Below are 12,439 nucleotides of genomic sequence, written 5' to 3' on the forward strand. Positions count from 1 at the left end.
TGGGTCTGGGAGGACGGCATGAGCCTGCGCGACGTCACGCTGCACGACCGTTACGATCTTGATCGGGACGAGGTTCTTCTGAACGGCACGCAGGCGCTGGTGCGGCTGATGCTGATGCAGAAAGCCCGCGACCGCGCGGCGGGACTGACCACGGCCGGCTATGTCACCGGCTATCGCGGATCGCCGCTGGGGGCGGTCGATCAGCAGATGGCGCGGGCCAAGGCGATCCTCGAACAGAACGACATCCGCTTTCAGCCCGGCCTGAACGAGGATCTGGCCGCCACGGCGCTGTGGGGGACGCAGCAGGCCGAGCTTCGGGGCGAAGGGCGCTTCGACGGGGTCTTCGGACTTTGGTACGGCAAGGGACCGGGGGTCGACCGATCGGGCGACGTGATGCGGCACGCCAACATGGCCGGCACCTCGCGCCACGGCGGCGTGCTGATGGCGATGGGCGACGACCACACCGGCGAAAGCTCGACCACCTGCCACCAGTCGGACTGGGCGCTGATGGATGTCTACATGCCGGTGCTGTCGCCGGCCGGCGTGCAGGAAATCCTCGACTACGGGCTTTACGGCTTCGCGCTGAGCCGCTTCGCCGGCGTCTGGGCGGGGCTCAAGCTGATGAAGGACACCGTCGAGGTGACGTCGGTGGTCGATGGCCGGGCCGACCGGATGGCCTTCGTGACGCCCGAGTTCGACATGCCCGAAGGCGGGCTGAACATCCGGCTGGGCGACCACTGGATCGCGCAGGAAGCGCGGATGATCGACTTCAAGCGGTTCGCGGCCGAGGCCTTTTCCCGCGCCAACCGCCTTGACCGGCGCGTCTGGGGCAGACCGGGGGCCAGGATCGGGTTCGTGGCGGCGGGGAAAAACTGGCTCGACCTGCTGCACGCATTCAGCCTTCTGGGCATCGACGCGGCCGAAGCCGACCGGCTGGGCATCACGACCTACAAGGTCGGTCAGACCTTCCCGATGGACATGAAGGGCTTTCACGACTGGGCCGAGGGGCTCGACCTGATCGTGGTGGTCGAGGAGAAGCGCAAGCTGATCGAGATCCAGATCAAGGAGGCGATCTTCGACGACCGTCGCGGCCGCCGGGTCTATGGCTGGTACAAGGGCGGGGCCGGGGCGCTGCACCGAGACGAGCTGTTCCCGACCCGGATGTCGCTTGATCCGGTGATGATCGCCGAACGCATCGGCGGCATCCTTGTCGAAGAGGGGCGCGCGACCGACGCGGTGAAGGCCGGGTTGCACGCCATCGACGAGGCAAGAAAGGCCGAGAACACGGAAGAGATCGCAAGCCGGCTTCCGTATTTCTGCTCGGGCTGTCCCCACAACACGTCGACCAAGGTGCCCGAGGGCAGCCGCGCCTATGCCGGGATCGGCTGCCACATCATGGCGCTGTGGATGGACCGTTCGACCAGCGGCTATACCCACATGGGCGGCGAGGGGGCCAACTGGATCGGCGAGGCGCCCTTCTCGACCACGGGGCATGTCTTCCAGAACATCGGCGACGGCACCTACAACCACTCGGGCCTGATGGCCATTCGCGCCGCGATCGCGTCGGGCGTGAACATCACCTACAAGATCCTGTACAATGACGCCGTCGCGATGACCGGGGGCCAGCACAACGATGGCGACCTGACGGCCGACCAGATCGCGCGCGAGCTTCAGGCGATCGGCGTGAAGGACATCGCGCTTGTCTATGATCCGAAAGAGGAAATCGACCGGGCGGCCTTTCCCGCCGGCCTTCAGTGGCACGAGCGCGACGCCTTGCCGGAGGTGCAGGAGAAGTTCCGCAGGATCAAGGGCGTGTCGGCCATCGTTTTCGTCCAGACCTGCGCCGCGGAAAAGCGGCGGCGGCGCAAGCGCGGGCAGTTTCCCGACCCTGACCGGCGCGTCTTCATCAACACCGAGATCTGCGAGGGCTGCGGCGATTGTGGGGTCCAGTCGAACTGCGTCTCGATCGTGCCGGTCGAGACCGAGTTCGGGCGCAAGCGCGCGATCGACCAGTCGTCTTGCAACAAGGACTTCTCGTGTCTCAAGGGCTTCTGCCCGTCCTTCGTGACGGTCGAGGGCGCGAAGGTCCGCAAGGAGGCGACGGCACGCGTCGACATCGGCCATCTGCCCACGCCCGAGCTGCCCAAGATCGACGACACCTGGAACATGGTCGTGACCGGGGTCGGGGGCACCGGGGTCGTGACCGTCGGTGCGATCCTTGCCATGGCCGCGCATCTCGACGGCAAGGGCGCCGGCATGATGGAGATGGCGGGCCTTGCCCAGAAGGGCGGCGCGGTTCACATCCACTGCCGGCTGGCCGAACGCCCGCAGGACATCAGTGCGATCCGCGTCGCCACCGGCGAGGCCGATGTGCTGATCGGGGGCGATCTGGTGGTCAGCGCGGGCGCGAAGACGCTGGGGCTGACGCGGCGCGGGCGCACGGGCGCGGTCGTCAACAGCCACGAGATCATCACCGGCGCCTTCACCCGTGACACCGAATTCCGCATCCCGGGCGAACGTCTTGCGCTGCAACTGCAGGGCCGGCTGGGCGAGGCGGTCATGCTTTTCGATGCGTCGGAACTGGCGCGGGTGCTGATGAGCGATTCGATCTATTCGAACATGATGGTGCTGGGCGCGGCCTGGCAGCGCGGGCTGGTGCCGCTGTCCGAGGCGGCCATCCTGAAGGCGATCGAGCTGAACGGCGCGGCGGCCGAGAAAAACCAGCGCGCCTTCGAGATCGGGCGCTGGGCGGCGCTGAACCCCGACGAGGCCGCGCGCCTCGCCACGCCCAATGTCGTGGCGAGGCCAAGGTCGCTTGACGAACGGATCGCCCTGCGCGAGGCGCATCTGCGCGCCTACCAGTCGGCGCGGCTGGCCAGGCGATATCGCCGGCTGGTGGACAAGGCCACCGATGCCCGCCTGAAAGAGGCCGTGGCGACGGGCTATCACAAGCTTCTGGCCTACAAGGACGAATACGAGGTCGCGCGGCTTCTGACCCGCACCCGCGAAAAGGCCGAGGCCGAGTTCGAGGGCGACCTGAAGCTGACCTTCCATCTTGCCCCCCCGATTCTGAGCCGCACCGGCCCCGACGGCCGCCCGACCAAACGCGCGTTCGGCGGCGGCATGGCGCGGCTCTGGCCGTGGCTGGCGAAGGGCAGGGTGCTGCGCGGCACGCCCTTCGACCCCTTCGGCTACACCGCCGAGCGGCGGATGGAACGCCGGCTGATCCGCACCTACGAGGCCGACATGGCCCGCGTTCTGGCCGATCCGGGCCGGAACCCCGAGGCGGCGGTCGCGCTTGCGGAATTGCCGCTGTCGATTCGCGGCTTCGGTCCGGTGAAGGCTGCGAATGCCGAGAAGGCCGAGGCGCGGCGGGCCGATCTTCTGGCCGCCTTCGAGGCGGGGCAGGCGGCACAGGCCAGGGCGGCGGAATAGGCGCCCCGGGGGCGGGGCCATGTCATCTTGGTGACACGATCGCCGCCGATTGTGCGCGCCGAACCGCGGGCGCAGGCAGGACGGGGGCGGAACATGGGCGGCGACCGGGACGTGGCGCGCGACATCAGCTATGCGCATTCGGCGCAGACGCGCGGCGGGCGGGTCGTGATCCGCGTGGTCGAGAACGCCACCGGCCGGATCGGCCTGATCCGCCAGGCACGCGGCTATGGCGACGAAATCGCGGCAGGCCGGGACTTCTGGCGCGTGATGATGGAGCGCTACGGCCTCAGCCTGCGGATCGACGGCGGGTCACTGGGCAACATCCCGCGCGAGGGGCCGCTGATCCTTGTGGCGAACCATCCCTACGGCATCCTCGACGGGCTGCTGATGGGACATATTCTGAGCGAGGCGCGGGGCGATTTCCGTATCCTCGCCCATCGCATCTTTCGCCAGGCGCGCGACCTCGAGAGGGTGATCCTGCCCATCGCCTTCGACGAGACGCCCGAGGCCCGGATGCTCAACATCGAGACGCGCAAGGCGGCACTGCGGTTTCTGTCGGAGGGCGGGGCGATCGGGATCTTTCCCGGGGGCACGGTTTCGACGGCGGCGACGCCCTTCGGGCGACCGATGGACCCCGGCTGGCGGTCGTTCACCGCACGCATGATCGCCAAGAGCGGCGCGACGGTGGTGCCGGTCTATTTCGAGGGCGCGAATTCGCGCCTCTTCCAGATCGCCAGCCACCTGCACGCCACGCTGCGTGTCGCGCTTCTGATCAAGGAATTCAGGCGTCGGGTCGGGGCGCCGGCAGGCGCGGTGATCGGCACGCCGGTCGACCCCGCCCAGATCGCCATGCGGCGGGGCGACACCAAGGCGATGATGGACTTTCTGCGACGAGAGACCTATGCCCTGTCACCAACTCCTCTCGAGTCCGCGGCTTACGGATTCGAGTTCGAGGACCGGTACAGGGCATGAAGACATGGCCGTTGGCATTTTCGACTCGGGTCTGGGCGGTCTGACGGTTCTGGACGCCGTCACCAAGCGGCTTCCGGACGTGGCGTTCGTCTATTACGGCGACAACGCCCACGCGCCCTATGGCGTGCGTACCGCGGACGACATCTATGCGCTGACCACCCAGGGCGTGCAGCGGCTGTTCGACGCCGGCTGCGATCTGGTGATCCTTGCCTGCAACACGGCAAGCGCCGCCGCCCTTCGGCGGATGCAGGAGCACTGGGTGCCGCGCGACAAGCGCGTGCTGGGCGTCTTCGTGCCCCTGATCGAGGCGCTGACCGAGCGGCGCTGGGGCGACAATTCGCCCCCGCGCGAGGTGGCGGTGAAGCACGTGGCGCTGTTCGCCACGCCCGCCACCGTCGCCAGCCGCGCCTTCCAGCGCGAACTTGCCTTCCGCGCGATCGGCGTCGACGTCGAGGCGCAATCCTGCGGCGGCGTCGTCGACGCGATCGAAGAGGGCGACCTGATCCTGGCCGAGGCGCTGGTGCGCAGCCATGTCGACGCGCTCAAGCGCAAGATGCCGCGTCCCGAAGCCGCGATCCTGGGATGCACCCACTATCCGCTGATGCAGGACGTCTTCCAGGACGCGCTTGGCGCCGATGTGCAGGTCTACAGCCAGGCGAACCTCGTGGCCGAAAGCCTGGCCGACTACCTGAGCCGGCGGCCCGAGATGGTCGGTCCCGGCACCGAACCGGCGTTCCTGACGACCGGCGATCCGCGCAAGGTGTCCGACAAGGCCACGCAGTTCCTGCGCCGAAGGATCGCGTTCGCCGCCGCATGATTGCGGCGCGCGCGATTTCTTTGCTAAACCCCCGGAAAACTGAAGGAAGGGCAGTCATGTCCAACAGCGTCGCCATCCTTGGGGCGTCCGGATACACCGGCGCCGAGCTTGTCCGCCTCATCGCGACCCATCCAACGATGGAGATCGCGGCGTTGTCAGCCGACCGCAAGGCCGGGCAGCACATGGCCGAGGTCTTTCCCTTCCTGGCCCATCTCGACCTGCCGAGGCTGCAGAAGATCGACGAGCTTGATTTCTCGGGCATCGACCTTGTCTTCTGCGCGCTTCCCCATGCGACGACGCAGGAGGTCGTGAAGGAATTGCCGCGCAACCTGCGGATCGTCGACCTGTCGGCCGATTTCCGACTGCGCGATCCGGCGGCCTACGAGACCTGGTATGGCAAGCCCCATGCCGCGCCCGAGCTTCAGGCCGAGGCCGTCTATGGCCTGACCGAGTTCTACCGCGAAGAGATCTGCGCGACGCGGCTGGTCGCCGGCACCGGCTGCAACGCGGCGACGGGGCAATACGCCCTGCGCCCGCTGATCGCCGCCGGGGTGATCGACCTTGACGAGATCATCATCGATCTCAAGGCGGCGGTGTCCGGGGCGGGGCGGTCGCTGAAGGAGAACCTTCTGCATGCCGAACTGAGCGAGGGCTACCACGCCTATTCGGCCGGCGGCACGCATCGGCATCTGGGCGAGTTCGACCAGGAATTCTCGGCCGTGGCCGGCCGCCCCGTACGAGTACAGTTCACCCCGCACCTCATCCCGGCGAACCGGGGCATCCTTGCCACGGTCTATGTCCGGGGCGACGCGCGCGAGATCCACGCCACGCTCGAGCGTGCCTATGCCGACGAGAGTTTCCTGGTCGTGCGGCCTTTCGGCACGCTGCCCTCGACGCGCGACATCCGCGGGTCTAACTTTGTTCATATCGGCGTTGTGGGCGACCGGCTGCCGGGACGGGCGATCGTCGTGGCGGTGCTTGACAACCTCACCAAGGGGTCGTCGGGCCAGGCAGTCCAGAACGCCAACCTGATGCTTGGAGAGGAGGAGACAGCCGGGCTGATGCTTGCCCCGCTGTTCCCGTGACGCCGATGAAGGGATTGAAAAAGAAACGCCGCATCCAGGTGATCGTGCTGGCCGCCGTGGCGCTTGCCGCCTCGACCGCGATCATCGGCTATGCGATGCGCGACGGGATCAACTTCTTCCGCTCGCCCAGCCAGGTGGCCGAGGCGCCGCCGGGCCCGGCCGAGGTGTTCCGCATCGGCGGACTGGTCGAGGAAGGCACGCTTCTGCGCGGCCAAGGCGAGACGATCACCTTCAAGGTCACCGACGGCGGCGCCTCGATCCCGGTCAGCTATACCGGCGTCCTGCCCGATCTTTTCGGCGAGGGCGAGGGGATGGTCGGCACCGGCAGCTATGTCGACGGCGTCTTCCGGGCGACCGAGATCCTGGCGCGCCACGACGAGACCTACATGCCCGCCGAGGTCATCGACGCGCTGAAGGAACAGGGGGTCTATGTCGACCCCGACGAGGCCGCGAACGCCGAGTTACCCACGAATTAACCTCGCCTGCTCAGGCTGATCCGCGTTTCCAGAAGGAAGGCGCGGTCAGCCATGCGGTCGATCAACGACATTGCCGACGAGATCATCGCCCGCGAGGGCGGCTTCGTGGACGACCCCGACGATCCGGGCGGGGCCACGAAACATGGCGTGACGATCCACACCCTGCGCCGGCTTGGCCTTGACCTTGACGGCGACGGCGCGGTGACCGTGTCCGACGTGCGCCGGCTGAGCCGGGCAGAGGCGCGCGGGATCTTCGTGACGCATTACTTCGAGGCGCCAAGGATCGGGCTTTTGCCTGCGGCGCTGCACGCCAGCGTCTTCGACATGTACGTGAACGCCGGCGCCCATGCCGTGCGGCTTCTCCAGCGGCTTCTGAACGACATGGGCCACAGCCTGACGGTCGACGGGGTGATCGGGCCGAAGACGGCCGAGGCCGCGCACCAGGCGCATCGTCTGGCGCCCGCGCATCTTGTCGACGCCTACGGGATCGCGCGGCGCAACTACTACTACGCCCTGGCCGATCGTCGCCCGGCCTCGCGCAAGTTCGCGCGGCGGCGCGACGGCGGCAAGGGCGGCTGGATCGTCCGTGCCGAGGACTTCATCCATCCCCGCTTTCACCTGTCGGAGGCCGAGCATCGCGCCCGGGTGTCCGCATGGGGCTGATCGAGCGGGTGCTGGCGCTTCTTTTCGGCGGGGGCGCGCTGAAGGAGACGGTCGAGATCTTCCGCGAGAACGCCGAGGCCCGCGCGGTGCGCGCAGCCACGTTGAGCGACGCCGCGCTGCGCCAGTTCGCGTCCGAGTTCGCGCACCCGCGCCCGGGGCCGTTCGACCGGGTGATCGACGGGCTCAACCGCGTGCCGCGCCCGGCGCTTGCCCTGGGGACGCTGGGCCTTTTCGTCGCGGCGATGGTCGACCCGATCTGGTTCGCCGAACGGATGCAGGGGATCGCGCTGGTGCCCGAACCGCTGTGGTGGCTGATGGGGGCGATCGTGTCATTCTACTTCGGGGCGCGTCACCAGACCAAGGGTCAGGAGTTCCAGCGCTCGATCGCGGCGACGATGCTGCGCACGCCCGAAGTTGCGCGCAACATAGCGGCGCTGCGGGCGCTCGATGCCGGGGCCGGGGGGCTGCCCGGGGGGACGGTCGGGGACGAGGTCGGGGGCGTGCCGGTGGACGAGGCGCCGGACCTCGGCCCGAACCGCGCGCTGGACGAATGGAGGCGCGGCCATGCCGGGTGACGTGCTGTTCCAGCTTGTCTCCGACCACGGCCCCTGGGTGCTGCTGGTCTTCTACCTGCTCTACCGCGATTTCCAGAAGGACCAGGCCACGCGCGAGGTCCTGAGCAAGAACACCACCATCCTTGTCGAGATGACGACCTTGGTGCGTGAACGTCTGCCGAAGGGATAGGCGGATGAGATTTTATCGAAACATCCAAAAGCTTTGCGAGGCGATCATGGGGCAGGAACTGAAGCGCGAACTGGACCGGCACCGGCGCGCGGCGGACGCGCTGGACGCCGCGGTGCGGGAGATGCTGGAGCGATGAGGCAGGCCTTGGGACTGTTCCTGGTGATCGTGGCCGCGCTTCTGGGCGCCGACCGCTGGCTGGGCTATGGCGCGGCCTACGAGATCGGCTATGGGGCGCTGGCGCTGATGGGCGCGATGATCGCGGCGACCTTCCTGTGGCTGTGGTACGAACGCACCACGCCGCTGGCGCTTGGCATGGCGTTCAGCTGGGCCGGCGCGGCAAGCGTCATGGGATGGTGGTGGGTTTTCAACCTGCTCGACCGGCCGCGCGTCATGGTGGGAAGCGAGGTGCTCTTCGCCTTCCTGTCGCTGTATTTCGTGGGTGCGATCCTGCATTTTTCGGTGATGCAGCGGTCGCTTGGCCTGCACGGCCTGATGTTCGCGATCCCGCTTCTGGGCGCGACGCTGCTGTCGGCGGCGATCCACATGCTGTTCTGACGAAAACGTGCGCCGGCGGGGTGCGACATCCTTGCCGGTGGCCTTTCCCTTCGCCGGGGCGACGGCTATCATTTCCGGCATGATTACAGAGCTTGGCCATTTCGCCCTGATCCTCGCCTTCATTGTCGCCATCGTGCAGATGGTCGTGCCCTTCGTCGGCGCACAGAAGAACTGGCGCGGCTGGATGGCCGTGGCCGGGCCCGCGGCGACCACTCAGTTCCTCCTGATCCTGTTTTCCTTCGCGGCGCTGACCTGGGCCTTCGTGACCTCGGACTTCTCGCTGCGGCTTGTGATGCTGAACTCGCACACCGACAAGCCGATGCTCTACAAGATCACCGGTGTCTGGGGGAACCACGAGGGCTCGATGCTTCTGTGGGTGCTGATCCTGGCGCTGTTCGGGGCGCTGGCGGCATGGTTCGGGGGGCAGTTGCCCGAACGGCTTCGCGCGAGGGTGCTGAGCGTTCAGGCCTCGGTCGGGGTGGCCTTCATCGCCTTCATCCTTTTCACCTCGAACCCGTTCTGGCGGCTCGAAGTGCCGCCGATGAACGGTCAGGACCTGAACCCGCTTCTGCAGGACCCCGGCCTCGCCTTCCATCCGCCGTTCCTCTACATCGGCTACGTCGGCCTTTCGATGGCCTTCTCCTTTGCTGTCGCCGCCCTGATCGAGGGGCGCGTCGACGCCGCCTGGGGGCGCTGGGTGCGGCCCTGGACACTGCTGGCCTGGCTGAACCTGACCGTGGGCATCGCGCTGGGGTCGTGGTGGGCCTACTACGAGCTTGGCTGGGGCGGCTTCTGGTTCTGGGACCCGGTCGAGAACGCCAGCTTCATGCCCTGGCTGATCTCGGCGGCGCTGCTGCACTCGGCGATCGTCGTCGAAAAGCGCGAGGCGCTGAAAAGCTGGACGATCCTGCTGGCGATCCTGGCCTTCGGGTTCTCGCTGATCGGGGCGTTCATCGTGCGCTCGGGCGTGCTGACCAGCGTGCACGCCTTCGCCAACGACCCCGAGCGCGGGGTCTATCTGCTGATCATCACCGCGATCTTCATGGGCGGCGCGCTGACGCTTTACGCCGCGCGCGCGCAGGCGATGGAGGCCAAGGGCGTCTTCGCCATGGTCAGCCGCGAAGGCGCGCTGGTGGCCAACAACATCCTGCTGGCGGTGTCCTGCTTCGTGGTCTTCGTGGGCACGATCTGGCCGCTGGTGGCCGAGATGATCTGGGACCGCAAGCTGAGCGTCGGCCCGCCCTTCTTCGACGCCGCCTTCACCCCCTTCATGGTGGCGCTGGCGGTGATCCTGCCCATCGGCGCGATGCTGCCCTGGAAACGGGCGAAGATCGGCAAGGCCGTGCGGTCGCTTTGGGGCGTTCTTGCGCTGTCGGTTGCGGTGGGGCTTCTGGCCTTCACCGTGCAGACCGGCGTGTCGCTTCTGGCGCCGGTGGGCATCGCGCTGGGCACATGGGTGATCCTCGGTGCGGCGCTGGACTTCTGGACGCGCGGCGGGCGGGGCGACGTGACGTCGCGGGTCGGGCGCCTCTTGCGGCTGCCGCGCGCGGACTGGGGCAAGGCCGTGTCGCACGCGGGCCTTGGCATCACCTTCATCGGCATCGCGATCATGCTGGCCTGGAAGACCGAGGATATCCGCGTCGCCACTGTCGGCGAAACCTTCGTGGTGGATGCCGGCCCGCTCATGGGCCGCTTCGACGTGACTCTTGTCGACGTGCGCGAGGTGCAGGGGCCGAACTTCGTCTCGACCACCGCCGAGATCCGCATGGCGCGCGACGGGCGCGAAGTGGCGACGCTTCTCCCCGAAAAACGGTTCTATCCGGTCGCCCAGATGCCCACGACAGAGGCCGCGATCAACAATGGCGTCTTCCGCGACCTCTATGTCGTGATCGGCGACCCGCAGGTTGGCGGCGGCTGGGCCGTGCGCACCTATGTCGAGCCCTTCGCGAACTGGATCTGGGCGGGCTGCATCGTCATGGCGCTGGGCGGCGTCCTGAGCCTGACCGACCGGCGCTACCGTGTGGCCGCCGGCGCGCGGCGGCAAAGGACGCAGGCCCTTGGGGTGCCCGCGGAATGAAGCGCCTTGCGCTGTGCCTGATGCTGCTGGCAGCCCCGGCCCTTGCCGTGCAGCCCGACGAGATTCTGAACGACCCCGCCCTCGAAGCGCGGGCCCGCGACATCTCGTCGGGGCTGCGCTGCCTTGTCTGCCGCAATGAGTCGATCGACGAATCGAACGCCGATCTTGCCCGTGACCTGCGGCTTCTCGTGCGCGAGCGTCTGGTGGCGGGCGACAGCGACGTCGAGGTGGTGGACTTCGTCGTCGACCGCTATGGCGAATATGTGCTGCTTCGGCCGACGGCGACGGGGTCGAACCTGATCCTTTGGGTCGCGGGTCCGGCGATGCTGGTGGCGGGCATGGGGATCGCGGCGGTCTATCTGCGACGGCGCGAGCGGGCGGCCACGAACGCCGCCGACCTGACCGAGGCCGAGCGCACGCGGCTGGCGGAAATTCTCAAGGACTGACGTGCCGTTCCCCCTTTCCTGAACGGAACGGTTCACTATTGTCCCGCCTGAACGCAGTGCGAGGACAGGACATGAACTATCAGGCGATCCGGCTTCGGCATCAGGACGGCGTGGCGGTGATCACGCTGAACCGGCCCGAGGTGATGAACGCGCTCAACACCCAGATGCGGGCCGAGATCCTGCATGCGGTGCGCGAGGCGGAAAAGACCGCGCGGGCGATCGTCCTGACCGGCGAGGGCCGGGCCTTCTGCTCGGGTCAGGATCTGGGCGACAAGGCCAGCGTCGGCTCGACCGACCTCGAGCGCACGCTGCGCGACGAATACCTGCCGATGCTGCGCGCGATCTACGACTGCGCGGTGCCGACGATCTCGGCGGTGAATGGCGCGGCGGCCGGGGCGGGGGCGAACCTTGCGCTGGCGGCCGACGTCGTGATCGCCGCGGACAGCGCCGTCTTCGTGCAGGCCTTCACCCGCATCGGGCTGATCCCGGACGCGGGCGGCACCTACTGGCTGCCGCGCCAGATGGGGTTCGCCAAGGCGATGGGGGCTGCGCTTTTCGCCGAACCGATCACCGCCCGGCAGGCCAGCGACTGGGGCATGATCTGGGAAGCCGTGCCAGATGCGGGTTTCGAGGAACACTGGCGCGCCCGCGCAGCGAAGCTTGCCAGCGGCCCCACCGTGGCCTACCGCCACCTCAAGCAGGCAATGCGCACGACCTTCGAGAACGGGCTGGAAGAGCAGCTTCTGCTCGAGGCGCGGCTGCAGGGCAATTGCGGCCAGACGCGCGACTTCAAGGAAGGCGTGATCGCCTTCCTCGAAAAGCGGACCGCGACCTACGAAGGGCGCTGAGCGGCGGCCTCGGCCAGGGCGGCGGCACGTTGCGGCGCCGCAACGGGCGTCAGCTTGGCGCGCGGGCGAAGCGCGGCTTCGTGGTCCGGGATGTCGCCCGGTTGGGCGCCGCGACTTTGGCCGTCGGGGCGAAGGGCCAGCGACATCGCCGCCGCAAGGCTGCCCACGACCGAACTGATCATGAAGACCGCAAGTCCACCGAAGAAACCGGGATCACCGACTACCGCCGCGATCGTCGCGCCGGCTGCGCCGACGATCCAGCCTACCATCACAATCCCCAACACCATGGAGCCTCTCCCCGAATCCACAGGCAGGATCAGG

14 protein-coding genes are annotated in these 12,439 nt (G+C 67.9%); 13 read left to right on the forward strand and 1 reads right to left on the reverse strand.

The genetic code is table 11. The annotated features are described in order from the left end of the window. Nucleotides 1-18 precede the first annotated feature (18 nt). The 13 genes from ACRDNQ_RS03410 (at nucleotide 19) to ACRDNQ_RS03470 (ending at nucleotide 12,118) form a co-directional block, all read left to right on the forward strand. Nucleotides 19-3,435, forward strand: coding sequence for an indolepyruvate ferredoxin oxidoreductase family protein (locus tag ACRDNQ_RS03410; RefSeq protein WP_431827221.1), 3,417 nt, complete (start codon nucleotides 19-21; stop codon nucleotides 3,433-3,435). A 93-nt stretch (nucleotides 3,436-3,528) separates the two neighbouring features. Continuing rightward, on the forward strand, nucleotides 3,529-4,407 hold the full coding sequence (locus tag ACRDNQ_RS03415) for a lysophospholipid acyltransferase family protein (RefSeq protein WP_431827222.1): 879 nt from the start codon (nucleotides 3,529-3,531) through the stop codon (nucleotides 4,405-4,407). Nucleotides 4,408-4,411: 4 nt separating this feature from the next. After that, nucleotides 4,412-5,224: a glutamate racemase gene (locus tag ACRDNQ_RS03420; protein ID WP_431827223.1), complete on the forward strand. Its 813-nt coding sequence runs from the start codon at nucleotides 4,412-4,414 to the stop codon at nucleotides 5,222-5,224. A gap of 56 nt (nucleotides 5,225-5,280) precedes the next feature. Next, a complete protein-coding gene (gene argC / locus ACRDNQ_RS03425) occupies nucleotides 5,281-6,309 on the forward strand; it encodes an N-acetyl-gamma-glutamyl-phosphate reductase (RefSeq protein WP_431827224.1) in 1,029 nt (342 codons plus the stop codon). A 5-nt stretch (nucleotides 6,310-6,314) separates the two neighbouring features. After that, nucleotides 6,315-6,785, forward strand: a complete 471-nt coding sequence (gene ccmE / locus ACRDNQ_RS03430) for a cytochrome c maturation protein CcmE (RefSeq protein ID WP_431827225.1) — start codon at nucleotides 6,315-6,317, stop codon at nucleotides 6,783-6,785. Nucleotides 6,786-6,836: 51 nt separating this feature from the next. Beyond that, on the forward strand, nucleotides 6,837-7,448 hold the full coding sequence (locus ACRDNQ_RS03435; protein WP_431827226.1) for a holin-associated N-acetylmuramidase: 612 nt from the start codon (nucleotides 6,837-6,839) through the stop codon (nucleotides 7,446-7,448). Beyond that, nucleotides 7,439-8,023, forward strand: a complete 585-nt coding sequence (locus ACRDNQ_RS03440) for a holin family protein (RefSeq protein WP_431827227.1) — start codon at nucleotides 7,439-7,441, stop codon at nucleotides 8,021-8,023. Before ACRDNQ_RS03435 ends, ACRDNQ_RS03440 begins: the two co-directional genes overlap by 10 nt. Further along, entirely contained in the window at nucleotides 8,013-8,192 is a 180-nt protein-coding gene (locus ACRDNQ_RS03445; RefSeq protein ID WP_431827228.1) for a hypothetical protein, read from the forward strand. Before ACRDNQ_RS03440 ends, ACRDNQ_RS03445 begins: the two co-directional genes overlap by 11 nt. Nucleotides 8,193-8,196: 4 nt before the next feature. After that, the gene (locus ACRDNQ_RS03450; RefSeq protein WP_431827229.1) at nucleotides 8,197-8,328 is read left to right on the forward strand and encodes a hypothetical protein; all 132 of its coding nucleotides are present in this window, start codon (nucleotides 8,197-8,199) and stop codon (nucleotides 8,326-8,328) included. Next, entirely contained in the window at nucleotides 8,325-8,747 is a 423-nt protein-coding gene (locus ACRDNQ_RS03455) for a hypothetical protein (RefSeq protein WP_431827230.1), read from the forward strand. Before ACRDNQ_RS03450 ends, ACRDNQ_RS03455 begins: the two co-directional genes overlap by 4 nt. A 79-nt stretch (nucleotides 8,748-8,826) precedes the next feature. Then, nucleotides 8,827-10,824, forward strand: coding sequence for a heme lyase CcmF/NrfE family subunit (locus ACRDNQ_RS03460; protein WP_431827231.1), 1,998 nt, complete (start codon nucleotides 8,827-8,829; stop codon nucleotides 10,822-10,824). Then, complete coding sequence (locus ACRDNQ_RS03465) at nucleotides 10,821-11,270, forward strand: cytochrome c-type biogenesis protein (protein WP_431827232.1); 450 nt, start codon at nucleotides 10,821-10,823, stop codon at nucleotides 11,268-11,270. Before ACRDNQ_RS03460 ends, ACRDNQ_RS03465 begins: the two co-directional genes overlap by 4 nt. 71 nt (nucleotides 11,271-11,341) lie before the next feature. Next, the gene (locus tag ACRDNQ_RS03470; RefSeq protein ID WP_431827233.1) at nucleotides 11,342-12,118 is read left to right on the forward strand and encodes an enoyl-CoA hydratase-related protein; all 777 of its coding nucleotides are present in this window, start codon (nucleotides 11,342-11,344) and stop codon (nucleotides 12,116-12,118) included. Here ACRDNQ_RS03470 and ACRDNQ_RS03475 read toward each other — a convergent pair. Beyond that, nucleotides 12,103-12,405: a hypothetical protein gene (locus tag ACRDNQ_RS03475; RefSeq protein WP_431827234.1), complete on the reverse strand. Its 303-nt coding sequence runs from the start codon at nucleotides 12,403-12,405 to the stop codon at nucleotides 12,103-12,105. The two genes, ACRDNQ_RS03470 and ACRDNQ_RS03475, sit on opposite strands and share 16 nt — an antisense overlap. Between the last annotated feature and the right edge of the window lie 34 nt (nucleotides 12,406-12,439).

The organism is Saliniferula longa (assembly GCF_050789285.1).
GTDB lineage: Bacteria > Pseudomonadota > Alphaproteobacteria > Rhodobacterales > Rhodobacteraceae > CAVPWP01.

Bases quoted from the DNA above. Each gene is read 5' to 3' on its own strand.
- ACRDNQ_RS03410 (WP_431827221.1), top strand. From the start codon at position 19: ATGAGCCTGCGCGACGTCACGCTGCACGACCGTTACGATCTTGATCGG.
- ACRDNQ_RS03415 (WP_431827222.1), top strand. From the start codon at position 3,529: ATGGGCGGCGACCGGGACGTGGCGCGCGACATCAGCTATGCGCATTCG.
- ACRDNQ_RS03420 (WP_431827223.1), top strand. From the start codon at position 4,412: ATGGCCGTTGGCATTTTCGACTCGGGTCTGGGCGGTCTGACGGTTCTG.
- argC (WP_431827224.1), top strand. From the start codon at position 5,281: ATGTCCAACAGCGTCGCCATCCTTGGGGCGTCCGGATACACCGGCGCC.
- ccmE (WP_431827225.1), top strand. From the start codon at position 6,315: ATGAAGGGATTGAAAAAGAAACGCCGCATCCAGGTGATCGTGCTGGCC.
- ACRDNQ_RS03435 (WP_431827226.1), top strand. From the start codon at position 6,837: ATGCGGTCGATCAACGACATTGCCGACGAGATCATCGCCCGCGAGGGC.
- ACRDNQ_RS03440 (WP_431827227.1), top strand. From the start codon at position 7,439: ATGGGGCTGATCGAGCGGGTGCTGGCGCTTCTTTTCGGCGGGGGCGCG.
- ACRDNQ_RS03445 (WP_431827228.1), top strand. From the start codon at position 8,013: ATGCCGGGTGACGTGCTGTTCCAGCTTGTCTCCGACCACGGCCCCTGG.
- ACRDNQ_RS03450 (WP_431827229.1), top strand. From the start codon at position 8,197: ATGAGATTTTATCGAAACATCCAAAAGCTTTGCGAGGCGATCATGGGG.
- ACRDNQ_RS03455 (WP_431827230.1), top strand. From the start codon at position 8,325: ATGAGGCAGGCCTTGGGACTGTTCCTGGTGATCGTGGCCGCGCTTCTG.
- ACRDNQ_RS03460 (WP_431827231.1), top strand. From the start codon at position 8,827: ATGATTACAGAGCTTGGCCATTTCGCCCTGATCCTCGCCTTCATTGTC.
- ACRDNQ_RS03465 (WP_431827232.1), top strand. From the start codon at position 10,821: ATGAAGCGCCTTGCGCTGTGCCTGATGCTGCTGGCAGCCCCGGCCCTT.
- ACRDNQ_RS03470 (WP_431827233.1), top strand. From the start codon at position 11,342: ATGAACTATCAGGCGATCCGGCTTCGGCATCAGGACGGCGTGGCGGTG.
- ACRDNQ_RS03475 (WP_431827234.1), bottom strand. From the start codon at position 12,405: ATGGTGTTGGGGATTGTGATGGTAGGCTGGATCGTCGGCGCAGCCGGC.